Source organism: Clostridium sediminicola, from assembly GCF_050402865.1.
GTDB lineage: Bacteria > Bacillota > Clostridia > Clostridiales > Clostridiaceae > Clostridium_AF > Clostridium_AF sediminicola.
Genome location: NZ_BAABMF010000030.1, coordinates 1 through 26,769 on the forward strand (window position 1 = coordinate 1; position 26,769 = coordinate 26,769).

Genomic DNA, 26,769 nt, shown 5'->3' on the forward strand with positions numbered 1-26,769 from the left:
AATGTTGCAAAACTATATGAAGAAGGATCTACCTTTACAATTGGCAAGGGTAATGTAATTAAAGAGGGGATAGATTTAACTATTATTGCATCAGGGGTTATGGTAGAAGAAGGTATTAAGGCAGTAGAGCTTCTAGAAAAAGAAGGTATTTCTGCGAGATTGGTGGATATGTTTACTATTAAGCCTATTGACGCTGAACTTGTGATTAAGTGTGCAAAAGAAACAGGAGCAATTGTTACTGCTGAAAATCATAACAAAATCGGCGGTCTAGGAGATGCTGTAGCAGGTGTATTAATGGAAAACTGTCTAGTTCCTTTAGAAAAAGTTGCAGTAAACGATCGTTTTGGACAAGTTGGCGATGTAGATTTCTTGAAGCAAGAATATAACTTAACAGCAGAAGATATTGTAAAAAAAGCAAAGAAAGCAATTGCAAGAAAGTAGAATTTATAAAGTAGAATTTGTTTTGAGGGGGTAAATAATATGAAAGCAGTAGCGTATATGAGACCAGGTTTGGAGATGATAAATATCCCAGAACCACAGCCAGTTGGTGATGATTATGTAAAAATAAAGATTGCTTATGCAGGTATCTGTGGTACAGATGCACACATTCTCAAAGGTCACTTTGATCCTATGATTCCACCAGGGCCTTTCACTCTTGGCCACGAATCTAGCGGAGTAATAGTGGAACTTGGGCCAAAAGCAAATGTAAAAGGATTAAAGGTAGGAGATAAAGTAAGCTATTATTATAATTATCATTGTGGAAAATGTCACTTCTGTAGAAACGGTCAAGAAAATTTGTGTACACATATCGAATTCAATATGAGTTCAATGTGTGAATATATCTGTGTGACTGAACAACAAGTTTACAAACTTCCAGAGAGTATTTCGCTGTTGCAAGGTGCGCTAGCAGAACCTGCCTCATTTTGTATGAGATCAGTAGATCAAGCTAAAGTAATACCTGGTAAAACTGTAGTTATTTCTGGTGGTGGTGCAATTGGGCTTATGACTCTTCAAATTGCAAAACTAGCAGGCGGAAGCAAGATTACGGTTATTGAACCAGTGGCAAAAAAACGTGAAATTGCTTTAAGTCTAGGAGCAACTCATGTTATTGACCCTATTAATGAAAATCTACAGGAGAGAGTATCTGAAATTACAAAGGGAATAGGTTATGACTGTGTTATAGAGTGTTCCGGTGCACGTCCAACTATCCAGAGTATGCTTGATATTGCATCCCCTGGAGCGAATGTTGTATATGCAGCAATGTATGGTGATGCTGCAGTAGAAGCAAATCTTTGGATGTTATTCGCAAAAGAAATTAACATTACTGCTCCACATCAATCACCTTATTGCTGGGAACGTACTATGAATATTTTACCTGATCTAAATCTTGATATCTTTAACCAATGTGTGTACCCTATAGAACAATGTGAGGAGGCATTTGCTGAACAAAAAACTTCTATACATACAAAGGTAATCATTAAAATAGACGAAGATGCAGAATAGTTTGTGTTTAAAAAGCTATAATTAACCAATAAATCTCCTTTTATTATCCATAAAATAAAAGGAGATTTATGTAATGTAATTAAAGAGGAGACAAATTTAACTATTATTGCATCAGACATAAGTAAAAATTATATTAAGGGGGGATGATGGTGTCTTATTCAATCACTAATAATTGTATTGGGTGTACTTTATGCGCTAAAGTATGCCCAGTTTCTGCTATTACAGGTGAACCTAAATCTATTCATCAAATAAATAAAGAGAGATGTGTAGAGTGCGGCGTATGTGGCAAAACTTGTCCAAAGGGTGCAGTACTAGATGAAGATGGGAAGATCGTTGTAAAAATTCAGCGTAAGGAATGGCCAAAACCAAAGATTAATGTTAAGGATTGTACAGCCTGTGGAGTTTGTGTTGATGTATGTGGGAAACATGCCTTGGAAATATCTATGCCTAAGAAAAAAGGTGACTTTGATGTATATGCTATCCTAGCAGATGAGAAAAATTGCGTGGGATGCGGTATGTGTGAAAAAGAATGTCCTATGCAGGCAATTTCAATGGAGGTGATAGAATGTTAAAGCCTCGTTATGTAGTCATTGACTTAACTAATGGTAAAGTAAAAGAATACCCCATATCTGAGAAAACTTTTGGTCTTTATTTAGGGGGAAAATCCCTTGGAGCAAGAATACTCTATGATGAGCTTAACCCAGGTGTAGACCCTTTATCATCTGAGAATATTTTTATAGTAAATACGGGACCGTTAAATGGTACTGGTGCACCAGCTTCCAGTAGATTTAATATTACTACTAAAAATGTTCTTACAGGAGGGATTGCCTCTTCTAACTGTGGAGGAACATTTGGGTTTAAGCTTCGTAAAGCGGGTTTTGATGGATTAATTATTAAAGGAATGGCACCTAGACCATCATACATCGAAATTGTTGATGGAGAGATTACAATTAAAGATGCTTCCCATTTATGGGGATTAGATTCAGAAGAAACACAACATAAATTTGACAGCAGATATGGAGCTTTAGTAATAGGACCAGCCGGCGAAAATTTAGTTAAATATTCATGTGCGGTATCAGGTGAAAGAGTAGCAGGCCGTTGTGGTGTAGGTGCTGTTATGGGTTCTAAAAATTTGAAAGCCTTAGTTACCTATGGCACAAAGGAAATATCTATTCATAGCTCAAAAAAATTCAAAAAATATATACAAAAATGGATAAGATTTTTACGTAATCATCCTGCTACTGGAAAAGCCTTACCCATGTATGGAACAGCTGGTCTTGTACAAAAATGTAATGCATCAGGAATCCTACCAACTAAAAATTTCAAAAGGGGAACGTGGGATAAAGCAGAGTTGATTTCAGGGGAGCATTTAACGGAGAATTACCTTACAAGAAATGGTGGATGTGTTAGTTGTCCAATCCGTTGTGAACGTAGGGTTATGGTGAATGATAAGGAAGTAAAAGGACCTGAATTTGAAACTATTGGATTATTTGGTTCTAATATAGAAAATTCAGATTTAGGCCTTATTAATCATTTGAACTATCATGCAGACTTATTAGGGATGGATACCATATCATTAGGTGGAACTTTAGCCTTTGCTATGGAATTACAGGAAAAAGGTATAAAAGATTTTGGTATTAGATTTGGTGATAATTCTAATCTTATAGATGTATTGTATAAAATTGCTAATCGTGAAGGTATATATAGTGAATTAGCTGATGGAACAAAAGTACTGTGTGAAAAGTATGGTGGAGAAGAATTTGCCATTCATTCAAAAGGAATGGAATTAGCATCATATGAACCTAGAAAATCTGTGGGGATGGGGTTAGGATATGCTACATCAAATAGAGGTGCTTGTCATCTTAATGGTGGATATGCAGCATTGCTAGAGAACTTGGGAGCTATTTCTATGGATTCTATTACTATAAAAGGAAAACCTGAAATTGTTGTATTATTTCAAAATTTAATGGAGGCTATTTCTGCAGCTGGTTTCTGTTTGCAGACTTCACAAACTTTAGTGCCATCCTTTGTATTTAAACTAAAACCATCGGGAACAATTGTAGGGATGATAGGCAAGACTTTTATAAAAAGTGGCCCTGTTCTCGGAAGGTTATGGAAAAGCTTACCTGGAGCAGTACCTTTTAATTCTATGTATTTATTGCCTCATGCTGAGGCAATAAAATTAGCAACAGGAATAAATATGACAACAGGTAAATTTTTGCAAGCAGGAGAACGTGGATATAACATAGAGAAGATGTTTAATATCCGTGAAGGATTGTCAAGTAAAGATGATACCTTACCAGAGAGGCTAACTAATGTGCCATTAGATTCTAAAAATCCTGATACTGTAGTAAAGCTTAAAACTATGGTACCGCAGTATTATAAAATAAGAGGATGGGATGAGAATGGTATCCCATTACAAAGCAAGCTAAAGCAATTAGGAATTGAGGAAAAATAGAGTGATAAAGATTCAATATTATGGATTGTTGCGTAAATTAACTAGAGTCAACGAAGAATCTATGGATGTAAGACGAGTGGCAGAAGTTATCAAGCAAATTGATAAAAGGTATGGTAAGAAAGTTGCTGTTGAAGCTAAAATGAGTTTCATATTAGTTAACGGCACAAATGCAGCTTTATTAAAGGGGTACAGAACTACCTTGAAAGATGGTGATTTAGTACAAATTATGCCAGTTACGGCTGGAGGTTAAATTAAATAAATTACGTGGTGTTGCAACTTCACTTTCTTTTCCGGTAAGAAAGTCTCGTAGAGCATTAAATGATTAAGAACCTACAGGAGCAGGTATTTCAAAAGGTTTATTAAGAATTTATACTGGCTTAGAAGATATTAATGACATGATATGTGAATTTGATGAAGCTGTTAAATAAAAAGATTTAAGGTTTTAGAAATGAGAAAGTGATGTTTCAGCTTAAACAATCAATATCCAAAAATTCTATATTGCGAAAACAAAAAAAATAAAGTAAAATTATTATATAACAAAAGTATTTAATAAAATATTATTATATCGTATAATTCTGAAATAAGGTCAGAAGTTCCACAAGCCCCCGGTAATTGGCTTACTGCGATTAAAAATGGGGGCTTGTTTTATGAAAGAATAAAAAGTCCTCGGTATGAGGGCTTTTTTATAGTACTAAGAATTTATATATACCTTTGTTCTTTTAGTCATTATAAAGGTCTTCTGCTAACAACATATTCAAAATAAATATTTTTTAATGGTATTAAAAAATACTTTCTTTACCAGTACATACAGCTATATGTGGAGAAATTAGCATAGTAGGAGTATACTTAGCTGGTAAGGGTTATGAGGTTTTAATTAAGTCTATTATGTAAAAACTATAATGAGAGGTGTTTTACAATGAAAAATAAATTAATCGACCATACTGCTCTAAAGGCAGATACTAGACTAGAAACTATTCAAAAAATGTGTGCTGAAGCTAAAGAATATGATTTTGCTTCAGTATGTGTGAATCCAACTTGGGTAAGTACATCATCTAAGTTGTTAGAAGGTACAGATGTTAAAGTATGTACTGTAATAGGATTTCCTTTAGGAGCAAATACTAAAGATACAAAAGCTTTTGAAGCAAAAAATGCTATTGAGAATGGTGCGGAAGAAATTGATATGGTAATCAATGTAGGAGCAGCAAAAGATGGCAATTGGGATTTAGTTGAAGAGGATATAAAAGCTGTAGTTGATGCATCAGGTGAAAAACTAGTAAAAGTTATTATTGAAACTTGTTATTTAACAGATGAAGAAAAGATTGAAGCATGTAAAAGAAGTGTAAAAGCAGGTGCTAATTTTGTAAAAACATCTACAGGATTTGGAACAGGTGGAGCAACTGTAGAAGATGTTAAATTAATGAGAAAAACAGTTGGAGAAAACATAGGCGTTAAAGCTAGTGGTGGAGTAAGAACACCAGAAGATTTAACAAATATGGTAGAAGCGGGAGCAAGTAGAATCGGAACTAGTAGCGGCGTAAGTTTAATACAAGGAAAAGACAGCGAAACAGACTACTAAGTATGAAGGAATTTAAAAGTTAATTGGAAAAGAAGTTATGTTCTGAGATAATTGTGATAAGAAAATATAGTAAGTTTACAGTTAACAGTGCTCAGTTGTCAGTAAAGGACACCTTTCGTTAGCACGAAAGCTTCTAAGTACTTAAAGCAATTATTTCAAAGTATAGCTAATATATATAAAGGAGATAGACTATGAGTATACCAACAGCACATATTGAAGTAAAAGAAAAAGATATTATTGCTAAAACAGTTTTGATGCCGGGAGATCCGTTACGCGCAAAGTATATTGCTGAGAAATTTTTAGAAAATGTAGAAAGCTTTAATACTGTACGTAATATGTTTGGATATACTGGTACTTATAATGGAAAAAGAATATCAGTTATGGGTTCTGGAATGGGAATGGCTAGTATTGGTATTTATTCTTATGAATTATATAAGTTTTATGATGTTGAAAATATTATTAGAATAGGGTCTTGTGGTGCTTATACAGATAAATTAGATTTATATGATGTTGTTTTAGTTAGTGATGCGTGGAGTGAATCTACATTTGCTAAAACTCAAAGTGGATATAGTAGTGATATTATCAAGCCATCTGAGGAATTGAATAACAAGATTGAAAAAGTTGCAAAAGATTTGAACATTGAAATCACTAAAGGAAGAATTCATTCATCTGATGTATTTTATCGTGAAAGATTTGAAGAGTATATTGATATAAACAAAACTCATGGTTGTGTAGCAGTGGAAATGGAATCATTTGCTTTATTCCACAATGCAAATATATTAGGTAGAAATGCGGCTTGTTTATTAACAGTTTCAGATAATTTAGTAACTAAGGAAGTAACAACATCTGAAGAAAGACAAAATGCATTCACTAAAATGATGGAAATAGCTTTGGGAATGGCGGAGTAATTCAATGCATAGTGCACAATTAAGGTGAATAGGGAAAAGTACTTTTGCTAATGAAAAGTACTTTTTTATTGTAAATTTAAATTAAGTTTTTTATAAATCACTTATTATACTATCTAAAACATTCATTGCGCTATTGGTTCCTTTTCTTAAGCCAGCAGCAAATTCTGGTTTATCCATTTCAGTACTTAAATTTTTAAAAATCTGTCTAGCAAATTTCATATCTTTTTTTGTCAAGCAAATTATAAATATAAATTCTACTTTTTCTCTATCCCATAATATAGGATGCTTAAGTACTGTGACGGAAACACAAGATTTTTGTATTTCGCTAGGATTTCCATGAGGAATTGCAATACCCATACCAATTTCCGTAGAAAAGAGTTTTTCTCTTTCAATAGCACTTTGTTTAAAGCTTTCGCTTATATACCCTCTTTTTTCTAAGCTTTTACATACATCAGTTATGGCTTCATTTCTATTGATAAATTTTTTGCTTCTGATGAATACTTCTTTAGGAATATATTTATTTTTGTCATTTTTTATATAACTTGATTGGTAGACATCTATTAATCTTTCTACTTTTTTTATATCATCTCTGGTGAATAGTGGACTTATCTTAAGAAGAGGTTTATTTATTTTTATAGGAACAGTAGAAATTATAATTTCAGCCCCTTCTAATATTTCATTAGTCAAATCTGTAGATGAGATAATCCTTACAATATCTAATTCCTTGAAGCTTCTTTCTAACCTTGCAGATAGTAGCTGAGAGGTTCCAATACCACTATGGCAAACCACTAAAGTTTTAATCTTTTTTCTATTTCTTTCAAGAGAGGCACCTAAGTGTAAGGCTATGTAGCCAATTTCAGATTCAGGTACATTAACATCTAAGTATTTTCGGAACACATTACTGGTAATCCATGCTGTACCATAGATATCTGGGTAGTTATTTTTTATCTCTTCTAAAATAGGATTTCTAAGTGTCAAACCATATTTTAATCTATTGATTGTTGGTCTAAGATGAAGAATTAGTCCATTTAATAAGATGGTATCATCTTTTAAATCTGTATGTAGGGCATCACTTGCAACATCGATAATTTTATTTGCTAACGCTACTGCAAGTTCCATCTCTTCTACTTTTTCTAAAGGATAATCTAAATTTTCTAAGTCTTTTTCTCCGATTTTACTTCCAATAATGTGCAGGGTTATATACCCAATTTCTTGTTTAGGTATAGTTATTCCAAAATAATCTCCAATTTCTTTGCTCATTTCATTGGCACATTTAAATTCTTTTGTTTCTTTTAAGTCATTAAGTATCTCTGTAGATAACGAAACATCCTTACCGTTTTTTATTCTCTTGATTGATATTGCTATATGAATAATCAAGCAGATATATGCTTCTTGAGAAAATTTGAAGTATAGTTTTTTTTCTAAGTTATTCAAGTATTCTTCTAATTTTGAATAATCAATATTCATTAGGATTCGAAGTTGGTTCATAGTAGCTGAATCAATCCTAGTTTTATACTCAAAGTTATGCAGTTCTGCTTCATTATATTTTTCTTTGGTTTGAAATATTAAACTTGCGATGGCGTCTCTATAATCTTTTTCTTTTCCTACAAGTTCTAGAATATGATTACTTTGTTTATTTAGCTTCAAATTAAAGGGGGTTATTATTTCTTCTACTTGTTTTAAATCCTTATTTATTGTTGTAGCACATACAAAAAGTTCGTCAGCAAGTTTACTAGCAGTAAGATTATCATTGTTCATAAAAAGTCTTTTAAGAATATGATGTTGTCTTCCTTCAGGTGAATATGGCTCTATATAATTTAAATCTTTTTTTAAGCTTTGAAGAAGAATATTTTTATTTTTTTTAGGTCCCTCTATATAGTTTCCAACACCTGTTTTTTTTGTAAGCTTTAATCCTTCTCGTTCGATAAAATCTTGGAGTTTTTTTAAATCGTTTCTTATTGTCTTATTTGATACACCTAATTCAGATGCAATACTATTTGTGGTTATCGGGTCATTGCTTTCCAATAAAACCATAGCTATTTTCAATAATCTATCCATAATAAACCTCCTGATAAAAAAAGAGCCGGTTTTCCCGTCTCTTTAAATTTATCAAATAAATAATATTTGGTCAACTAACTGCTAATTTCCTTTTTTCTTTTCCAAATGAGCTATAACTTTATCAAGTAGTGGGTTTGTGTTCTTTATAATATCTCCAATTTTAACATTTACTACAGGAATACCATTGAATCTTTCTTTTCCCTTTATAGCAATATCGTTAGAAAGTATAACTACATCAGCACCTTCTAAATCTGATTTAGTTATTTCATTTTCTATTCCAATAGAGCCTTGAGTTTCAACTTTTACTTCAAAACCTCTAGACTTACAAGTTTTGGTTAATGCCTCTGCTGCCATATAAGTATGGGCAACTCCGGTTGGACATGCTGTTACACCTAATACTTTCATTTATATTCTCCTTTCGTTTCTATCTATTCTTTATAACATAGACATTAATTAAAATCTATCTCAAAATCATCTGATCCATTTTTTTCTTCATCAATTTCTTCGATAAAATCTTTTTTTAGCAAATTAACCATGGTAGCTGCAACAGCAACACCACCAACAACAGCTAAAATAAACATAAATTTGTTATCTACTACAGGAAGTACAATTGGACCACCGTGTGGAGCATGGTCTCCAACTTTTCCAATAGCAGCGATTACAGCACCAACTGCTGAACCTGTAACTATTGAAGGGATAACTCTTACTGGGTCAGCAGCAGCGAATGGAATAGCCCCTTCAGTAATACCGATAAGACCCATTGCGAGAGCGCCTTTTCCAGCTTCTCTTTCTGCAACTGAATATTTCTTAGGCCTTAATAATGTAGCAACTCCCATAGCAAGAGGTGGGATACAAATAGCAACTGCAACTGGGCCCATTACAGTGTAAACACCTTCAGATATCATAGCAGCGCCAAACATAAATGCAACTTTATTTACAGGGCCCCCCATATCAAAAGCAATCATTGCACCCATTACTATAGCTAATAATACAGCATTACCTTCTCCCATGCTCTTAAGACCTTCAGTCATTGAAGACATTAAGTTACTAATAGGAGCACCTACAATGTACATTACAACAGCAACGACCAAAGAACTTAAAAGTGGAATAACAAATATTGGCATAATGGCTCTTATTTGAGTTGGAACTTTCCAAGATTTTATCCATTTAGAAACATAACCTGCAACAAAACCTGCTAAAATTCCACCTAGGAAACCTGCTCCAATTTCATTTGCTAAAGCACCACCAACTAAACCAGGGGCTAAACCAGGTCTATCTGCAATACCGAATGCAATAAAACCAGCTAATACAGGTACCATTAAACCAAAAGCTTTAACACCTACATTTAACATTTTTTCTAAAAGTGGGTTTGTAACATTAGCACCAGTACCTGCTTCAACACCACTTAATGCAATAGAGAGGGCGATTAAAACACCACCGATTACCACGATAGGGATCATATAAGATACACCAGTCATAAGGTAACCTCTTAATTTACTTAACTCATTTTTCATAATTGCTCCTCCTTTAAAAATAATATTTATGATTACATCAATAAATTAATAAACGTTTAATTAGTTTTATACAGTTGATAGTGCTTCCGAAAGTTCCCTGAGTAACGAGGCTTTGTTTCTACTATCTAAAAGTAAATTTATAAAATCCTCATCCATTAATTTTCTAGAAAGTGCTGCTAATATTTTTAGATGTTGATCTGAAGCGGCCTCTTTAGGTACTGCTAAAAGAAATACTAACCTTACTGCTTCCCCTTGTGAATCCCACATAATACTCTCTTTACATCTACCAAATACTACTGAAGGAATTTTCACAGCATCACATTTCCCGTGAGGTATTCCAACTCCAAACCCAACTGCAGTGCTAGCTAATTCTTCCCTTGCCAATACTTCTTTTATATAAACTTCTTTTTCGCTTAGTCTTCCTTCTTCAAATAAAAGACTAGCCATATATTCAATCACTTTTGTCTTATTGTTTCCCTGTAAGTTTAATTCAACCAAATTTTCATTAATTATTTTCTCCATATTTCCAACTCCTACTTTCATTTAATTTTCCCAGTATATTATAGAGAATTCATTGATAAACACTTTTGAACATGTCCAAATTACAAAGTAAAAATCTTTAACTTATTTAATTCATTTATCTCTATGAATCAATAATAACACATATATTTAGTGCCATTTAAACTCATATTGCCACATTAATGTGGTAATAATTTTTAATTATTGCTCTATATATTATTAATTAATAATTAAGAACTGTGGATGATTTTCTTTTAGAAATTCTTTGAATTTAAAAAGGTTAAAAATTAAAGAAGAATTTCAATACCAGAAGTTAATTAGATTGCAGGTATTAAAATTCTTCTTTAATTTTTAATATTTTTCTATATAATATCATAGCCTGAACTTATCGCCTATAACCTGTCACTTACACAATCTCCGCGGCTAATTCCAATAACTTAAGAGCAATAGTGTCGTCTGCAATTAAGGTATTGATAAACCCACCTCTTAAGGCACCTAGTAAAGCTTTTGCTTTGTGTTCCCCACCTACAATTCCAATTACATTAGGGACATTTAAAAAATCATTTAGATTTATCCCTATATATTTTTCATCTAATTCTATGTCTATTTTTTTTCCATTAATATCATAAAAGTTACCCCCAAGGTGGCCTACAGCACCCTTTGATTGTAGAGTATATTGTGTATAACTATTTAAATATGTTTTCCAAGCATTTGAAAGAGTAGTATCAATAGGACCTAAACTTGTAAGTATCAAATTTGATCGTCTTGCAAGGTCGAGAGTATCTGCTATTGAAGGATCTTTTACTAGCATGTCCTTCACAGCTTTATTTTCAACAAAAATAGGAGCATATAGGTAGTGATATTTTCCACCATAAGCTTTTGCAAATTGTTTCGCAAGGTCAATGGCATCTATTTCAGGTTTATCCTTTGAAGCTGCACCCATAATCTGTACCACAGTAAGTGGGATGTTTTTGGTTGATTTTAGAGATTGAACAGCGTGGTAAATAGTGTTACCCCAAGACATGCCTAGAATAGTTTCTTTATCAATTATACCGTCTATGTAGTATGAACTAAATTCACCTAGTCTATATAACATGGATTCGTATGCCATTCCTTTAGTATTTAATATTCTCACATCTTTTAGATTAAATTTTTTCATCAATACAGCTTCTACTTCTAATAATCTTTCCCAAGGTTCTTTTATTGTAATTTGAACAATGTTCTTATTTCTTGCTTCTTTTAATAATCTTGAAACTTTTGAACGTGATATGAACATTCTTTCAGCGATTTGAGATTGAGTCATATTATGTTCATAATACAAGTTTGCAATAGTTGCTAAAAGTTGCAACTTTTGATTTTCGTTCATGCTTTCATAATCAGCCATTCCTGTAACCTCCTAACTGGTTTTGGTTTATATATTTGTGTAGTTTATTAAAATTATAATGTAATAAGCAATTTATTTCAATTAAGTATAAATCCACAACTTAAGTATAATACAAAATGAACATATGTGCAATATGTGAGCATAATATTGATTGTGAGAATTAGCAATGCTATTATAAGTTTATAGAAGCCAAGATAAATTCATAATTCATAATTCTCAATGCACAGTTTACAGTAAAGGACATCTTTCGTTAGCACGAAAGCTTTTAATTTAATAAAAGATTTAAATGATTACTTTTACGGTAGTAAAAGCACATTATTTAAATCTGCGAAGCAGATAAAGGCTTAGTTTAAGATTTTCGTGGAGAAAATCATCATTAATTGTGCATTGTGCATTATGAATTATAATATTTGGGAGGTATATTATGTACGATTTGAACAAATCTCCGATGGGTATTTATGAAAAAGCTCTTCCAAATTGGATGAATTGGGAAGAAAAACTAAATGCAGCAAAAGAAGCTGGATTTGATTATTTAGAGATTTCTGTTGATGAATCTGATGAGAGATTAAGCAGATTAGACTGGTCAAAGGAAGAAAGAAGGAATTTAAAAAATCTCATAGATGAAACTGGTATTTTGATACCTAGTATGTGTTTGAGTGGACATAGAAGATTTCCATTAGGTAGTGAAAATGAGGAAACGAGAAAAAAAGCTTTTGAAATAATGAAAAAAGCTATTGAATTTTCAGTTGATACAGGAATAAGAATAATTCAGCTTGCTGGATATGATGTTTATTATGAAGAAGCCAATGAAAAAACTAAGGCTTTATTTATTGAAGGATTAAGACAAGCTATATCATGGGCAAGTAAAGCTGGAGTTATGCTTGCAGTAGAAATTATGGATACTGAATTTATTGGAACAATACTAAAAGCTTTACCTTATGTGAGGGAATTTAATTCACCTTGGTTCAAGATTTACCCAGACCTTGGTAATATAACTCAATGGAGCAATGATGTTCCTACCGAATTAGAGGTTGGGCTTGAACACGTGGTAGCAATTCATGTAAAAGAAACTCTTCCAGGAAAATTTAAATGTGTTCCTTTTGGACAAGGTACAGTTGATTTTAAGGGTTTATTCAACAGATTAAAAGAAATTGGATATAATGGTCCATTTATGATTGAAATGTGGTCAGATAATAAAAAAGTTTCTACAGAAGAAGTTGTTAAAGAAATAAAAAATGCAAGGATTTGGGTTGAAGAGAGAATGAAAGAAGGTGGATTTTGTGCTTGAAGAGTTAAAAAAAGAAGTATTTGAAGCAAACTTAGAATTACCTAAGAAAGGTCTTGTAGTTTATACTTGGGGAAATGTAAGTGCTATTAACAGAGAAAAAGGTTTGATAGTTATAAAACCAAGTGGAGTTTCCTATGATGAGATGACAGTTGATGATATGGTTGTGGTTGACCTTGAAGGTAATGTGGTTGAGGGGAGTTTAAAACCTTCATCAGATACGCCAACTCACTTGGTATTGTATAAAGAGTTTCCTGTAATAGGAGGGGTAGTACATACTCACTCAACTTGGGCAACAACCTTTGCCCAAGCAGGGAGAAGCATCCCATGTTTTGGCACTACACATGCTGATTATTTTTATGGTGAAATTCCTTGTACTAGAAAGCTTTCTAAAGAAGAGATAGAAGGGGAATACGAAAAAGAAACTGGAAATGTGATAGTTGAAAGATTTAAGGGATTAAATCCTGTTCATACCCCTGCTGTAGTTGTAAATAGTCATGGTCCATTTTCATGGGGAAAAGATGCACATGAAGCAGTTCACAATTCAGTAGTTATGGAAGAAGTAGCAAAAATGGCAATAAGAACTATTCAGTTAAATAATGAAATACAAAGTGTAGACAATTTTTTATTGGATAAACACTTCTTAAGAAAACATGGTGAAAATGCTTATTATGGGCAAGGAAAATAGAAATTTGATTCTAAAATTATTGTGAAAATGAAAGGAGAAAATTATGAACGTTAATGAAATTACGAAGGAACGTTGGGTTTTAGATAATTTCCCAGAATGGGGAAGTTGGTTAAATGAAGAAATAGAGGAAGAAAGAGTACAACAAGGTACATTTTCTATGTGGTGGTTAGGATGTACAGGTATTTGGGTTAAGTCTGAAGGAAATGCAAATATAGTTATTGACTTTTGGACTAAAAGTGGAAAAAGAACAAAGAAAAATAAGCTTATGAAAGAACAACATCAACATCAAAGAATGATAGGATGTGTAGCGCTTCAGCCAAACTTAAGAAATGTCCCTTGTGTGTTAGATCCATTTGAAATAAGAACAGCAGATGCAATCTTATCAACACATGATCATGGGGATCATATAGATCCATATGTAGCAGCTGCAATATTACAAAATTGTGATTCATCAGTGCCATTTATTGGGCCAGAAGCATGTGTTAAACTTTGGATGAGTTGGGGAGTTCCTGAAGAGCGCTGTATAGTTGTGAAACCAGGCGATGTAGTAAAAATAAAAGATACAGAAATTGTAGCTCTTGATTCTTTTGATAGAACAGAATTAGTTACAGCTCCAAAAGGAGTTATTCTAAAAGATAAAATGCCTCAAGATATGGATAAATTAGCTGTAAACTATCTTATAAAGACTCCAGGTGGAAATTTATATCATAGTGGTGATTCTCATTATTCAAATTACTATGCTAAACATGGAAATGATCATAAAATTGATGTAGCTTTAGGCTCTTATGGAGAAAATCCAAGGGGAATGACTGACAAAATGACTTCAGCTGATATGTTGAGAATGGCTGAATCTTTAAGAGCGGAGGTAATAATACCTTTCCACCATGATATTTGGACTAATTTCCAAGCAGATCCACAAGAAATTAAATTTCTTTGGGATATGAAAAAAGATAGACTACAATATAAATTTAAACCATATATTTGGCAAGTTGGCGGAAAGTTTACTTATCCAAATGATAAGAATAATATGGAATATCATTATCCACGTGGATTTGATGATGCTTTTGAAATTGAACCTGATTTACCTTTTAGATCTTTGCTTTAATTATAGAAGAGTATGGGTTAATTCTACTCCAGAAAAATCCAGCTTACGTAACTCTTAAATGATTTACCTAAGCTGTTTTGTTTTTGTATAGGAAAGTTATCAGTAAGAATTTATAATAAAGAGAGGTTATTGATATGAAGTTCGAAAAAAGATATTTAGATGAAATCTTTAAGTGTTATGCTGTTTCTAGTATGAAGATTGATGGAGAACCTGGTTTGATTTTTGCAGGAGAAGGTGCAAATGCAAGTATGCACGTTTATAAGGGCAAAGACTTTCAGGATAAGATAACAATATGGGAAGAGAGTGGCGGAACTATGTCCATTACACCTCTACCTGAAAAGGATGGTTACTTTTTGGCATCTAAAGGCTTTGTTTCTATGGTTGAGGCTCAAGATTCTCACGTTGTTATAGTGAGATATAAGGATGGAGAGTTTTCTTATGAAAAGATTGTTGACCTACCATATCTCCACAGATTTGACTTATTAACAGGTGAAGATGGGACAAAATACTTTATTGGTGCAACTATAGCTAATTATAAAGAGAATAAACAGGATTGGTCACACCCAGGAAAGCTTTTTGTATCTGAGTTTCCTAATGATTATGATAGTAAAATAGAACTTCAACTGGATGTTTTAAAGGAAGGACTTACTATTAATCATGGATATTGTAAGGGGATTTATGACGGAAAAGAAGCTGGATTTATAGGTGCTAGAGAAGGTATGTTTGTGACTATTCCTCCTGCGGTCAAAGGTGGAGAATGGATTGTTAAAAAAATAATGGATACACCAATAAGCGATATGGCTGTTTTGGATATAGATAATGATGGAAAACAAGAAATAGCTACTATCTCTCCTTTCCATGGTAGCGAATACAAGATTTATAAAGAAATTGACGGAGAGTACAAAGAAGTATATAGTTATCCAATTTATCAAAATTTTTATCATACTGTAGTTTCTTGTACACTTAAAGGAAAGCCTGCATTTATTGGTGGTGCAAGAAGAAATAGAATGCAATTGTTTGTTATAACATATGATGATGTGAAAAAAGAATATGTTTCACAAGTTGTAGATGAGGGTGTTGGTCCAAGTAATACATCTGTCTGTTATACTGAAGATGGAGAAATAATTCTTTCTGCAAACCGTCAAATTGGACATGCAGCTATATATTATGTGAAATAGGAAAACTATATTAGTGACAAGTGACAAGTGAAAGGTGTCCATAACTTTCACTTGAAACTCGTCACTATATTTTTATATAAAGTATTACATATGTTCAAAAATACCATTATCATTGAGCGCACTAAAAAGTTTTTTCTTTTTTTCTATAAGTTTTTTATACTTCAATGTATTTTCGCTTATAGGATTGTAACATCTTATCTTTTTATTGCTAATTGCTGTATCAAATGCTTCTTTATGTGAGGAGAATATTTTAAGGGTTACAGATGCAGAAATCCAAGCTCCAAGTGCTGTAGCTTCCCCACTTGGGTAACAATTGACTATACTATTAAATGTGTCTGCTTGCATTTGGTTATATATGTCAAAACTGCTTAGCCCCCCTGCAGCAGTGACTTTGGTTATCTTATTAGTAAGTTCTTCTATTAACTTTATATTTTCACCTAAATCTGTAACAATTCCTTCTAAAATAGCTCTTGCCATATCTCCTTTATTTGTTTCAAGAGATACATTATAAAACATACCTTTTGCAAGAGGATTCCAGTTAGGTGCACCACTGCCTTTAAAATGTGGAGTAAGGATAACTCCTCTAGAACCTACAGGGGTATTAATTACATCCATATTCATTTTATTAAATCGCTCTTTATCTCCGGGAACTCCATCATAAAAATTTTCATTAAACCAATTATAGATGTTTCCAGATGTTAGAATGGCTGCCTCTACAATATATTTACCTGGAATAGATGAAGCATTACAAAATATTCTCATATCGGGGTCAAAAACTGGTTTTTCAGAATGACTAATAATGTAGCCGCCAGTTCCTGTATTAACTTCTGTATCTCCTTTAGTCATAACCCCTAGTCCTAAAGCTGCACACTGTTGATCACCGCCAGCAGAAATGATTGGAATGCCTTCTTTTAGACCTACTACTGAAGCTATATTTTTTTGTAAAGTACCGCATATACCTCCTGGATGGACTAAATCGCAAAGTTTATCTTTCTCTATATCAAAGAGATTTATTAAATCATCATCCCAATTTCTGATACTTAAATTAAATAAATTTGTACGGCTAGCTAAAGATTCGTCAGTGACAAAATTACCGGTTAATAAATATAATAAATAATCCTGAATTCCCATCATTTTATATGTACTTTTATAGATATCATTACAATGTTTTTTAAACCAAGACATTTTTACTGCTGAGAAAACAGGTGATATTTTTAATCCACTTTTCTTATAAACTAAAGCGTTGTACGTTTCTAATTCCCTGCAAATATCTACAGTTCTTCTATCTTGCCACATAATTGCATTATATAGAGGTTTACCATTAATATCTACTGGGATAACGGAAGACCTTTGAGCAGTAAGAGAAATTGTTAATAGGTCAATATTATTTTCCTTAGAATATTTCCCGCTAGTTTTTAGAATTTCGTAAAGGTAATTTGACCAACTATTGGGATTTTGTTCAACCCAATTGTTTTCTTTGAATTCAGGACTATATTCTTGTTGCCATATGAATTGCGAATTTCCATAAAGGTCATAAACTATTCCTCTTATGCTTGAGGTGCCTATATCAATTGTTAGAATTCCTTTCATCTAATTTATCCTCCTCCTTTAATATCAATATCATTATATCACAATTAACAACTAGTTGTTAGTTGTTAGTTTTAAGATGCATTTTTGTGCACTTTAATATAGAGGAATAAATTATTAATAAAAAAAACTAATTTCAGCTTAGTTCTGAAATTAGTTATAAGTGTGCTTATTTTTCTTTGAGTTGACTATATCTAAAAGTTCTTGAGTTGTCAAAATGTCTTTCCATTGCCAATGCAGCTTCTTTTCCATCTCTATTCTTTAATGCTTTAATAATTTCATTATGTTCAAATAATGCATCTTCTAACCTTTTAGTTAGAGATTCTTTATATATTTCATCTTCAAAGGTTTTTAAAAGGTCGATCATGTTGACGGTGAGTTTTGTCAAAACAGATTTTAGTACAGGATTTTTTGAGTATGCGGCGATTTTGAGATGAAATACCATGTCTTTATCAAAGCTAACATAACCGCTATGTATTTCTTTTGCTATTTTTTCTTGTGTTAATTCTAAATCATCAAGTTCTTCATCTGAGGCATTTTCAGCCACTAGTTCAGTTGCATATCTTTCTAGAATACATCGAGTATCAGCTAAAGCATCTACATCATTTTCATTTAATGTAATGATATTTGATACTAATCCTTCTAAAGCTTCTACACAAATATCTGCAACATAGGTTCCGCTTTGAGGTATAGTTTTTACAATACCATAAGTTTCCATCATACGCATGGCTCGGTTTATAACACCTCTTGGAACTCCCATTTTATCTTCTAATCTTCTTTCAGAAGGTAATTTATCTCCAGGTTTTAACATGCCAGTATGCAGTAGATTTCTTATTTGTTCTATTACTGTATCCACTGGGTCAGGTAGTTGTACTTTTTCGAAATAATTAATTATGTTTTTTTTCGCCATAGTAAATATCCTTTCTGTACTAAATTTATTTAATATTACTATATATCAAACTGATTTTTGTGTCAATTTGAGAGTAGTTGCTAGTTTTAGTTTGGAGTACTTTAAGAGACATTATGCTAAAAATCATTCCAGTGTTGCACAAATGTGAAACAAGAGAACAATATTTCATTATACGTTGACAATTTATCGAAGATAATATAAAATTTAATCATAAACTAATAAACTAGCTGTTAGTTGTTAGTTGAAAAAATATTACTTTTACAGAAGAATTTTGAAGGTTATAACTGGAATAAATTATTTTATTTAAAATATTAAATTTGATATCTAGCCCATTTGACATGTCCATTAGATATAAGTCTTATATTGCACTTTATAAATATTGTAAAGGTTTATTTGAATCAATAATAATTTAAAGCAGCACCAAAGTGAATAATTATTAATTAAAGTGGGGGGACATATATGAAGTATGATTTTAATATTACATTAGAAGAAAAAATGTATTTGCGTGAGCTTGCTAAAAAACAATTAGAATATTCAAAATTACCGATAATGGAAGAGAGAAAGAAGTTATGGTATAATCATAACTCATTAAAAGGGGATAGACCTCCAGTTATTATGGAGATAAAGTATTGCTTAGAAGATATATTACCAGAATCTAAATGCACATCACCAGCTGCAATTGAAATTGAAAAAAATATATTAACACATACTGTAAATCATGAATTAGTTGATGATGATAAAGTTGTTCCAGATTACTATACAGCATATTGGAAGATAGATATGAAAGAGTTTGGAATAGAGCTAAAAACAACACATGCTGATGATGGTAATGGAAAACAAGTAGGTTATGCTATTGAATATCCTATTATTGATTTACAAGAAGACATATCAAAACTAAAACCTTCAATATATTCAGTCGATAGAGAATATACAGAGTGTTGGGTAAGATTTGTAAACGAGACTATTGGAGATATCTTACCTGTAAAAATAAAACTCGATCCAAGTTACAATTGGTATGCGAGTCCTTCAAAGAAAGCAGTACATATGATGGGACTTGAAAACATGATGTTTGCTATTATGGATTACCCAGAAGAATTCCATGCATTATATGAATTTATGACTGATGATGTTCTAGAGCATATGAAATGGTTGGAAAAAGAAGGATTATTATTTGTTAATAATGAAAATGATTATGCAGGATCAGGTAGCTATGGTTTTACACACGAATTACCTACAGAGGAATGTAAAAAAAGTGGAACTGTTACAATAAAAGATATGTGGTGGAATCTTAACTCTCAAGAAACTGTAGGGGTTTCTCCAGATATGTATGGAGAATTTTTCTATCCATATTATTACAAATTGGCTAAAGAATTTGGTGTGGTATATTATGGATGTTGTGAACCTATGCATGATATTTGGGATGATTATATTAGTAAGTTACCAGGACTTAGAAAAGTATCTATTAATCCTTGGACAGATGAAGAATATATGGGACAAGCACTTAGAGGTGGTAATGTGATTTACTCCAGAAAACCAAGTCCTAACTTTATAGCATTAGACAAGCCTCTTGATGAAGAAGCTTTTAGACAGCATATCGAAAAAACTTTAATAGCAGCAAAAGGTTGCCATTTAGAATTTATATGTAGAGATATATATGCTTTATATGGTAACAGAATAAAATTAGGTAAAGCAGTAAAAATAATTAGAGAAGAAATTGATAAACATTGGCAAAAATGATAGTTATGTAAATATTAATTTTGCTAGGGTAAGGAGAATCTAATAGTAGGAGAAATTAAGTTTCATATTGGATTCTCTGTACATATCAAATATTTACAAGAATTATTTATGCAGAAAGTGAAAACATTTACAAAATTAAAAGGATAATATTTATTGTTTTTATTCTTTCTAATAAAGTTGTAAAAGGTAACGACCTTTTAAATATAGTTTTTAATGGTTTTGTTCTGGTATTGCAAAACCTAATAAAAAAGAGGGGGAAGAAATGATGAAATTTCAAAAATTAAGAAAAGTAGTAGCATCAATTTGTGTATTGGCATTAACACTTACTATGGTAGCTGGATGTTCTGGAAAAACAAATGATAGTGCCAGCGGTAGCGATGGTGGCAAGAAAAAAATCAAATTAAGAATTGGAGCGGGTCATGTAGCTGAAAATATTGCATGGACAGGAACAATGGATACATTCTTTGCACCAGAAGTTTCAAAAAGAGTTGCAGAAAATACTGATTATGAAATTGAGTGGGTTAAAGGTTATGGTGGATCTATAGTTAAGCTTGGAGAAGCTATGGAAGGTGTACAAAATGGCTTAATTGATATAACTTATGTTAACTTTGGATTTGAACCTTCAAAACTTATGATGCATGGTATGACATTTAGAATGCCATTCCAATCTCCAGATTCAAATATTGTAAGTAAAGTTGCACTTCAATTATTTGATGAATATCCAGATGTATTTAAAGCTCCTTTTGAAGAATATAATCAAAAATTCTTAGGATTAGGTGTAACAGACAACTATAGTATTTATTCAACTTATGAAATTAATAGTATTGAAGATGTATCAGGTAAAAAGTTTGGTGCAGGTGGAGCTAACCTTTCATGGATAGAAGGAACTGGAGCAGTAGGTGTACAATCAAACTTAAATGAAGCATACACAAGTTTACAAACAGGAGTTTATGATGGATGTATCAATCCAACATCAGCATGTTTCAACTTTAAAATTCAAGAAGTAGCACCATATGTTATCAAAATGAATTTTGGAGCACAAATGGCAGGAGCGTTAACAATGAATCTTGATAAATTCAATAGTTTACCTAAAGAAGTGCAAGATATTATAGTAGAAGTTGGTAAAGAATATAGTGCTCAAGAAGCTAAAAATGCTCAAGATAAATATGATTCTGACTTAAAAGCAATGGAAGAACAAGGAGTTAAAATTGTAGAAATCACAGATGAAGCAAGAGCTGAGTGGGTAGCAAAACTTCCTAATGTAGTTGGAAACATGGTTAAAGAAAATAATGAAAAAGGGCTTCCAGCAACTGAAATAGTAAATAGATACTATGAATTACTAAAAGAAAATGGGTTTGAGTCTCCAAGAGATTGGGAGTATTAGAATCAATTAAGAGGATATAAGAAGTTATTAAAGATTTATAACAAACAATCTACAAGGAGTAAATGCTTTTAGCAGTCTTCTTGTAGATTGAAATTTTTTCTAAATACCATATAAAGTATTTATAAAAAAGGCGGTGGATAAAGTGGAAAAAGGATTTTTTCAAAAACAGTATAGTAAATTGTTATCAGCTTGTAATGCTATAGGGTCTCTTTGGATTTTTGTACTAATGCTTGTAATTGTAGCCGATGTAGGTGGAAGGATATTTTTTAATCATCCATTGCAGGGAACACCTGAGATTGTTGCTAATTCAATTATTGCAATTGCATTTTTGCAAATTGGTTACGTATTAATGATTGGAAAACATGTTAGGTCTACAGTTTTTTATGATCGTTTCCCAGAAAAGGTAAGAGACGTATTCGATGTAATTGCATGTATTTTGGGTATTATTCTATTTATATTCTTAGTGAAAACAAGTTTTCATGAATTTGTTCATGCATTAAAAACAGGAGAATTTGAAGGAGAAGGAGCTTTAAGAGTTCCAACAAGTCCAGCAAGATTTGCTATTTTCTTTGGTTCGTCTTTAATGTTGGGACAATACTTCTTTAATATTTGGTACAAAATCAAGAAGTTATTTAAGAAGGGAGTATAGATATGGGAATTGCAATAATTACCTTAGTAGTGTTAATTGCTCTTATAGTGTTTGGTGTTGAATTAAGTATTGCACTTATGGGATCAAGTATTCTAGGAATATATCTTGCCACAGGAAATATTGAAGTTGGAATAAATATTCTAAGTAGCACAGCATATAGTGCATTAAGAGAGTATATTTTTGGTGTAACACCATTGTTTGTTATGATGGGATTACTTGCTAACCTTTCAGGAGGTAGTGAAGATTTATATAATGCAGTAAACATTCTTTTGAGAAAAGTTAAAGGTGGTTTAGGTATAGCTACAGTAATTGCAAATGCTATATTCGCTGCAATCACAGGAGTAAGTATTGCATCAGCAGCAGTATTTACTAAAATAGCTGTTCCACAAATGAGAAGATTAGGATATGACAAGAAATTAGCAGTAGGTACTGTTGCAGGTAGTTCGATTTTAGGGATGTTAATCCCTCCAAGTGTACTTATGATTATTTATGGTATGCTTTCTGGAACGTCTATAGGTAAACTTTTTGTAGCTGGTGTTATTCCAGGAATTATAATGACAGTTGCATTTATACTTACTATATTAATCATTATAAAATTACATCCAGACTGGATTTCTGGAGATGAAACTTCTAGAGAAACAAGTGATGATATAGTTAAAACAGTATTGAAACCTTGGCCTTTACTAGTTTTAATATTTGTAACATTAGGCGGTATCTGGCTAGGATTTTTCACTCCAACAGAAGCTGGTGGAGTAGGAGCATTTGGAGCATTACTAATTGTTATCTTTAAGGGTAAATTTACAATTAAGAGTATATGGAACGTTTTATTAAATACAGGTGTTACAACTGGTAGTATTTTATTCTTACTTGTATCAGCTCAAATGTATTCAAGAGCATTAGCTATATCAGGGGTTACAGCATTACTAGGAGATTTTATTACTTCATTAGCTGTACCACATATAGTAATTATAATAGTATTTTTAGTTGTATTATTGATGCTTGGAACAATATTAGATTCTACATCTATTTTATTATTGACAATGCCACTCTTTGTCCCTATCGTTACATCTTTTGGAATGGATTTAGTATGGTTCGGTCTTATAGCAATTATTGCTATTGAGGTTGGTATTATTTCACCACCATTTGGAATATCTGTATTTACAGTTAAAGCATCCTTAGGAGAACTTGGTTCCACTGAAGGGGAAGATATTTCTATAGAAGACATATTTGTTGGAGTTATACCATTTATAATAGCAATGCTTATTGTATTAGGTATACTGATAGCATTCCCACCTCTAGTGACAATATTATTGTAAAGAAAATATTAGAATAATATAAGAGTTTATTTCAAAGTCATTTTGAAATAAACTTTTTTTATTTTATAAAAAACTTAAAATATTTCGACCTTAAGAAAATCTTAATAATTGTATAAAGAATTTATTAAAAATTAGTTGATAAGATAGATTTATCGGTTGAAACTGTGAATTGTGCATTGTCAACTGAGCACTAATAAAAGTGGGGTGTGTTATAATATGGATAATTTAAAAAGTAGGGAGGATACTTCATGAATATTTTAGTTTGTGATGATGACAAGGAAATAGTAGAGGCAATAAAAATTTATTTAAATAATGAAGGATATAAAGTGCTAAAAGCTTTTGATGGGATAGAAGCTTTGAAAATTATAGAAGAAAATGAAATTCAACTTATTATAATGGATGTAATGATGCCCAAAATGGATGGATTAAGAGCAGTTATGAAAATAAGGGAAAATAATAATATACCAGTAATTATGCTTTCAGCAAAAACTGAAGATACAGATAAAATATTAGGATTGAATATGGGAGCAGATGATTATATAGCTAAACCGTTTAATCCCTTAGAATTAATTGCAAGGGTTAGATCTCAGTTAAGAAGATATACAACTCTAGGAAGTCTTGAAACAAAAAATAATCTGTATAAAACAGGAGGTCTTGTTATAGATGACGAAAGCAAGATTATAACTGTTGATGGAGAAGAAATTCATCTTACTCCAGTACAATATAAGATATTATATTTATTAACTGCAAATGCTGGGAAGGTATATTCCATAGAACAAATTTATGAGAATGTATGGAAGGATATTGCCTATAATACAGGAAATACAGTAGCAGTTCATATTAGAAAAATAAGAGAAAAGATTGAAATTAATCCTAAAGATCCAAAATATTTAAAGGTGGTGTGGGGAATTGGATACAAAGTTGAAAAAATTTAGTCATTCAATTATAACAAAAATAATAGTTTTTATTATTGTAATAGGGTGTCTTACTGGTACAGTTACAGTACTTTTCAATACTATTGAAAAGCAAGATATAGATTTTGATAATATATTTGAAGAAAATTATTATCTCAGCAGTGAATTTATGCGACAAAGCGATGAGATTATTCGAGATTTAACTTATGCTGTACAAAAGTATAAAAGCAAAGAACATATTTTACAAGGTGAAAGTATTGATAAAAATTATTTAAAAAATAGAGAAGAAAATTTATTTTACGATTTTAAATCTAATTCAATGTACTTTGATGAAAATTTAAGTACTGAGGAAAACTACGAAAAGTTTAAGGAAGTATACAAAGATGAACTTTCTCAGAACAAAAATAATATAATACAAAAAGAGTTAAGAGAATATGAAAACCTTATTGAGAAACTAAAAGATTATGATGGTATTATTTATTATGCAAGCAATGGAGATAATGTTATTTCTAATACTTCTAATTTAACAAAAAAAGATTTCAAAATGTTTCCTTCTTATATGGTATTCGATAAAGATGAAGAGTTGGTGTATCCTAAGGAAATAAAAGATAATAAAAATTATAGTTGGATAATCTCATACAATAATGGACTAAACCAACTAGATAGATTTGAAAGCACTATATACGTTGCTTTCACTGAAGACTATTTAAATTCAAATATAAAAGAATGGAAAGAAAAGAAAGTAATTTTTACAAATGGTCTTTATAAACTGGCAGGTTTTTTATTATGTTTGATACTAGCTTTTGTATATTTAGTATTAGTGATAGGCAGAAAGCATTTTAAAGATAAAGAGTTAAATTTCAATGTTATTGATAAATTATATAATGATATTAATGTATTTTCAATCTTTATGCTTACAGTACTATGGATCATTTTTATTGACAATTTTTATTATTCTTCCAGAAGTAATAATGCTTATTTAATTATAATACCTATAACAGTAATTCTTTCATCATTGTGTTTATTATTAGTTTTATCATTAATAAAGCATATAAAGAACAGATCGCTATTTAAACATACGCTAATCTATACTATTATATATAAAATAATTTATTTCATTAGGGATGTATATGATAACGGAAGTATCGCTGTAAAAATAGTCCTTATTACAATTGGGTACCCTGTGATACTTATGGTAACTTTTTTCATGTTTCCTATAACGATAGGAGTTGCAGCTTGGTTAGCACTTAGAAAAGCTAAGGAATTTAATTCAATAAAAGAAGGCGTAGAGAGAATTAAAGATGGCGATATTAATTATTCGATAAGTACCTCAGGAAAAGGAGAGTTTGGAAGACTTGCTAACAACATCAATGGCATAGGTGAAGGACTTAAAGAAGCTGTGAACAATGAACTTAAAAGTGAGCGACTAAAAACTGAATTAATAACTAATGTATCTCATGATATAAGAACACCTTTGACATCTATTATTACCTATGTAGATTTATTGAAACAGGAAAAGGATAAATCTAAAACTGAAGAATATATTAAAGTTTTAGAACAAAAATCTCAAAGGTTAAAAGTTTTAACTGATGATTTATTCCAGGCAGCAAAAGCTTCTAGTGGAAGTATTCCTGTAAGCTTAGAAAAAATAAATATAGTTTCTTTAGTAACTCAAGGTTTGGGAGAACTTGACGATAAAATTCAAGAGTTAGAATTAGAGTTTAAGATGAATTATACTAGAGATAAAATGTATATAAAAGCAGATGGGAAATTATTATGGAGAGGTATAGAAAACTTATTGTCTAATATATTTAAATATGCACTTAAAGGATCAAGAGTCTATATAGATATTGAAGATTTGGGTAATGATGTAAATATAACATTTAAAAATATCTCAGCTTATGAATTAAATATTTCTGCTGATGAACTTATGGAGAGATTTAAAAGAGGAGACGAATCTAGATCAAGTCAGGGGAGTGGCCTTGGGTTATCTATAGCTAAAAGTTTGATAGATGTTCAAAATGGAAATTTTAATATTCAAGTAGATGGAGATTTGTTTAAGGCTATTATTAAAATGCCAAAAACAAGGGATTAAA

Annotated in this window: 24 protein-coding genes and 1 riboswitch; of the genes, 17 read left to right on the forward strand and 7 right to left on the reverse strand. The window is 31.5% G+C overall.

What is annotated here, in order from left to right:
• From ACQ3F0_RS24835 to deoD, 7 genes are all read left to right on the forward strand, one after another.
• The coding region (locus tag ACQ3F0_RS24835; RefSeq protein ID WP_428868490.1) for a transketolase family protein at positions 1–441 on the forward strand (441 nt) is incomplete at its 5' end.
• A gap of 39 nt (positions 442–480) precedes the next feature.
• The gene (locus ACQ3F0_RS24840; protein WP_428868491.1) at positions 481–1,503 is read left to right on the forward strand and encodes a zinc-dependent alcohol dehydrogenase; all 1,023 of its coding nucleotides are present in this window, start codon (positions 481–483) and stop codon (positions 1,501–1,503) included.
• A 149-nt stretch (positions 1,504–1,652) separates the two neighbouring features.
• Positions 1,653–2,075: a 4Fe-4S binding protein gene (locus ACQ3F0_RS24845; protein ID WP_428868492.1), complete on the forward strand. Its 423-nt coding sequence runs from the start codon at positions 1,653–1,655 to the stop codon at positions 2,073–2,075.
• Positions 2,069–3,961, forward strand: coding sequence for an aldehyde ferredoxin oxidoreductase family protein (locus ACQ3F0_RS24850; protein WP_428868493.1), 1,893 nt, complete (start codon positions 2,069–2,071; stop codon positions 3,959–3,961). The genes ACQ3F0_RS24845 and ACQ3F0_RS24850 overlap by 7 nt, the downstream gene beginning before the upstream one ends.
• A 1-nt stretch (position 3,962) precedes the next feature.
• Positions 3,963–4,211 carry a MoaD/ThiS family protein gene (locus ACQ3F0_RS24855; protein ID WP_428868494.1) on the forward strand — a complete coding sequence of 83 codons (249 nt, stop codon included), beginning with the start codon at positions 3,963–3,965 and terminating at the stop codon, positions 4,209–4,211.
• 295 nt (positions 4,212–4,506) lie between these two features.
• A riboswitch (purine riboswitch) is annotated at positions 4,507–4,604 on the forward strand.
• A 273-nt stretch (positions 4,605–4,877) separates the two neighbouring features.
• The gene (gene deoC / locus ACQ3F0_RS24860) at positions 4,878–5,537 is read left to right on the forward strand and encodes a deoxyribose-phosphate aldolase (protein ID WP_428868495.1); all 660 of its coding nucleotides are present in this window, start codon (positions 4,878–4,880) and stop codon (positions 5,535–5,537) included.
• 191 nt (positions 5,538–5,728) lie between these two features.
• Positions 5,729–6,445 (forward strand): purine-nucleoside phosphorylase, encoded by a 717-nt coding sequence (deoD, locus tag ACQ3F0_RS24865; RefSeq protein ID WP_428868496.1) that lies wholly within the window; start codon positions 5,729–5,731, stop codon positions 6,443–6,445.
• Between the two features lie 90 nt (positions 6,446–6,535).
• On the opposite strand, the gene ACQ3F0_RS24870 is transcribed toward deoD, so the two are convergent.
• The 5 genes from ACQ3F0_RS24870 to ACQ3F0_RS24890 all read right to left on the reverse strand — a co-directional run bounded on the left by ACQ3F0_RS24870 (position 6,536) and on the right by ACQ3F0_RS24890 (position 11,920).
• Positions 6,536–8,503, reverse strand: coding sequence for a BglG family transcription antiterminator (locus tag ACQ3F0_RS24870; protein WP_428868497.1), 1,968 nt, complete (start codon positions 8,501–8,503; stop codon positions 6,536–6,538).
• Positions 8,504–8,584: 81 nt separating this feature from the next.
• Positions 8,585–8,908, reverse strand: coding sequence for a PTS fructose-like transporter subunit IIB (locus tag ACQ3F0_RS24875; protein WP_428868498.1), 324 nt, complete (start codon positions 8,906–8,908; stop codon positions 8,585–8,587).
• A 44-nt stretch (positions 8,909–8,952) separates the two neighbouring features.
• Positions 8,953–10,017 carry a PTS fructose transporter subunit IIC gene (locus ACQ3F0_RS24880; protein WP_428868499.1) on the reverse strand — a complete coding sequence of 355 codons (1,065 nt, stop codon included), beginning with the start codon at positions 10,015–10,017 and terminating at the stop codon, positions 8,953–8,955.
• 66 nt (positions 10,018–10,083) lie between these two features.
• Complete coding sequence (locus tag ACQ3F0_RS24885; RefSeq protein WP_428868500.1) at positions 10,084–10,539, reverse strand: PTS sugar transporter subunit IIA; 456 nt, start codon at positions 10,537–10,539, stop codon at positions 10,084–10,086.
• Between the two features lie 403 nt (positions 10,540–10,942).
• On the reverse strand, positions 10,943–11,920 hold the full coding sequence (locus tag ACQ3F0_RS24890) for a sugar-binding transcriptional regulator (protein WP_428868501.1): 978 nt from the start codon (positions 11,918–11,920) through the stop codon (positions 10,943–10,945).
• A 424-nt stretch (positions 11,921–12,344) separates the two neighbouring features.
• Between ACQ3F0_RS24890 and ACQ3F0_RS24895 the strand changes: the two genes are divergently transcribed.
• The 4 genes from ACQ3F0_RS24895 (at position 12,345) to ACQ3F0_RS24910 (ending at position 16,176) form a co-directional block, all read left to right on the forward strand.
• Complete coding sequence (locus tag ACQ3F0_RS24895; RefSeq protein ID WP_428868502.1) at positions 12,345–13,208, forward strand: L-ribulose-5-phosphate 3-epimerase; 864 nt, start codon at positions 12,345–12,347, stop codon at positions 13,206–13,208.
• Complete coding sequence (gene araD / locus ACQ3F0_RS24900; RefSeq protein WP_428868503.1) at positions 13,201–13,893, forward strand: L-ribulose-5-phosphate 4-epimerase; 693 nt, start codon at positions 13,201–13,203, stop codon at positions 13,891–13,893. The genes ACQ3F0_RS24895 and araD overlap by 8 nt, the downstream gene beginning before the upstream one ends.
• 40 nt (positions 13,894–13,933) lie before the next feature.
• The gene (ulaG, locus tag ACQ3F0_RS24905; protein WP_428868520.1) at positions 13,934–14,998 is read left to right on the forward strand and encodes an L-ascorbate 6-phosphate lactonase; all 1,065 of its coding nucleotides are present in this window, start codon (positions 13,934–13,936) and stop codon (positions 14,996–14,998) included.
• A gap of 134 nt (positions 14,999–15,132) precedes the next feature.
• A complete protein-coding gene (locus ACQ3F0_RS24910; RefSeq protein ID WP_428868504.1) occupies positions 15,133–16,176 on the forward strand; it encodes a hypothetical protein in 1,044 nt (347 codons plus the stop codon).
• Between the two features lie 84 nt (positions 16,177–16,260).
• Here the strand turns inward: ACQ3F0_RS24910 and ACQ3F0_RS24915 are convergent, their stop codons facing one another.
• Both ACQ3F0_RS24915 and ACQ3F0_RS24920 read right to left on the reverse strand, forming a co-directional pair.
• Positions 16,261–17,766, reverse strand: a complete 1,506-nt coding sequence (locus tag ACQ3F0_RS24915; protein ID WP_428868505.1) for an FGGY-family carbohydrate kinase — start codon at positions 17,764–17,766, stop codon at positions 16,261–16,263.
• A gap of 166 nt (positions 17,767–17,932) precedes the next feature.
• Positions 17,933–18,673 carry a FadR/GntR family transcriptional regulator gene (locus ACQ3F0_RS24920; RefSeq protein WP_428868506.1) on the reverse strand — a complete coding sequence of 247 codons (741 nt, stop codon included), beginning with the start codon at positions 18,671–18,673 and terminating at the stop codon, positions 17,933–17,935.
• 459 nt (positions 18,674–19,132) lie between these two features.
• On the opposite strand from ACQ3F0_RS24920, the gene ACQ3F0_RS24925 reads away from it, so the two are divergent.
• The 6 genes from ACQ3F0_RS24925 to ACQ3F0_RS24950 all read left to right on the forward strand — a co-directional run bounded on the left by ACQ3F0_RS24925 (position 19,133) and on the right by ACQ3F0_RS24950 (position 26,768).
• Positions 19,133–20,410, forward strand: coding sequence for a uroporphyrinogen decarboxylase/cobalamine-independent methonine synthase family protein (locus ACQ3F0_RS24925; RefSeq protein ID WP_428868507.1), 1,278 nt, complete (start codon positions 19,133–19,135; stop codon positions 20,408–20,410).
• 265 nt (positions 20,411–20,675) lie between these two features.
• Positions 20,676–21,794, forward strand: coding sequence for a C4-dicarboxylate TRAP transporter substrate-binding protein (locus ACQ3F0_RS24930; protein ID WP_428868508.1), 1,119 nt, complete (start codon positions 20,676–20,678; stop codon positions 21,792–21,794).
• 142 nt (positions 21,795–21,936) lie between these two features.
• On the forward strand, positions 21,937–22,443 hold the full coding sequence (locus ACQ3F0_RS24935) for a TRAP transporter small permease subunit (protein ID WP_428868509.1): 507 nt from the start codon (positions 21,937–21,939) through the stop codon (positions 22,441–22,443).
• 2 nt (positions 22,444–22,445) lie between these two features.
• Positions 22,446–23,759: a TRAP transporter large permease gene (locus ACQ3F0_RS24940; RefSeq protein WP_428868510.1), complete on the forward strand. Its 1,314-nt coding sequence runs from the start codon at positions 22,446–22,448 to the stop codon at positions 23,757–23,759.
• A gap of 248 nt (positions 23,760–24,007) precedes the next feature.
• Complete coding sequence (locus ACQ3F0_RS24945) at positions 24,008–24,694, forward strand: response regulator transcription factor (RefSeq protein ID WP_428868511.1); 687 nt, start codon at positions 24,008–24,010, stop codon at positions 24,692–24,694.
• On the forward strand, positions 24,669–26,768 hold the full coding sequence (locus tag ACQ3F0_RS24950; RefSeq protein ID WP_428868512.1) for a HAMP domain-containing sensor histidine kinase: 2,100 nt from the start codon (positions 24,669–24,671) through the stop codon (positions 26,766–26,768). The genes ACQ3F0_RS24945 and ACQ3F0_RS24950 overlap by 26 nt, the downstream gene beginning before the upstream one ends.
• The last annotated feature ends 1 nt before the right edge of the window (position 26,769 follow it).

Bases quoted from the DNA above. Each gene is read 5' to 3' on its own strand.
- ACQ3F0_RS24840 (WP_428868491.1), top strand. From the start codon at position 481: ATGAAAGCAGTAGCGTATATGAGACCAGGTTTGGAGATGATAAATATC.
- ACQ3F0_RS24850 (WP_428868493.1), top strand. From the start codon at position 2,069: ATGTTAAAGCCTCGTTATGTAGTCATTGACTTAACTAATGGTAAAGTA.
- deoC (WP_428868495.1), top strand. From the start codon at position 4,878: ATGAAAAATAAATTAATCGACCATACTGCTCTAAAGGCAGATACTAGA.
- deoD (WP_428868496.1), top strand. From the start codon at position 5,729: ATGAGTATACCAACAGCACATATTGAAGTAAAAGAAAAAGATATTATT.
- ACQ3F0_RS24870 (WP_428868497.1), bottom strand. From the start codon at position 8,503: ATGGATAGATTATTGAAAATAGCTATGGTTTTATTGGAAAGCAATGAC.
- ACQ3F0_RS24875 (WP_428868498.1), bottom strand. From the start codon at position 8,908: ATGAAAGTATTAGGTGTAACAGCATGTCCAACCGGAGTTGCCCATACT.
- ACQ3F0_RS24880 (WP_428868499.1), bottom strand. From the start codon at position 10,017: ATGAAAAATGAGTTAAGTAAATTAAGAGGTTACCTTATGACTGGTGTA.
- ACQ3F0_RS24885 (WP_428868500.1), bottom strand. From the start codon at position 10,539: ATGGAGAAAATAATTAATGAAAATTTGGTTGAATTAAACTTACAGGGA.
- ACQ3F0_RS24890 (WP_428868501.1), bottom strand. From the start codon at position 11,920: ATGGCTGATTATGAAAGCATGAACGAAAATCAAAAGTTGCAACTTTTA.
- ACQ3F0_RS24895 (WP_428868502.1), top strand. From the start codon at position 12,345: ATGTACGATTTGAACAAATCTCCGATGGGTATTTATGAAAAAGCTCTT.
- ACQ3F0_RS24910 (WP_428868504.1), top strand. From the start codon at position 15,133: ATGAAGTTCGAAAAAAGATATTTAGATGAAATCTTTAAGTGTTATGCT.
- ACQ3F0_RS24915 (WP_428868505.1), bottom strand. From the start codon at position 17,766: ATGAAAGGAATTCTAACAATTGATATAGGCACCTCAAGCATAAGAGGA.
- ACQ3F0_RS24920 (WP_428868506.1), bottom strand. From the start codon at position 18,673: ATGGCGAAAAAAAACATAATTAATTATTTCGAAAAAGTACAACTACCT.
- ACQ3F0_RS24925 (WP_428868507.1), top strand. From the start codon at position 19,133: ATGAAGTATGATTTTAATATTACATTAGAAGAAAAAATGTATTTGCGT.
- ACQ3F0_RS24930 (WP_428868508.1), top strand. From the start codon at position 20,676: ATGAAATTTCAAAAATTAAGAAAAGTAGTAGCATCAATTTGTGTATTG.
- ACQ3F0_RS24940 (WP_428868510.1), top strand. From the start codon at position 22,446: ATGGGAATTGCAATAATTACCTTAGTAGTGTTAATTGCTCTTATAGTG.
- ACQ3F0_RS24945 (WP_428868511.1), top strand. From the start codon at position 24,008: ATGAATATTTTAGTTTGTGATGATGACAAGGAAATAGTAGAGGCAATA.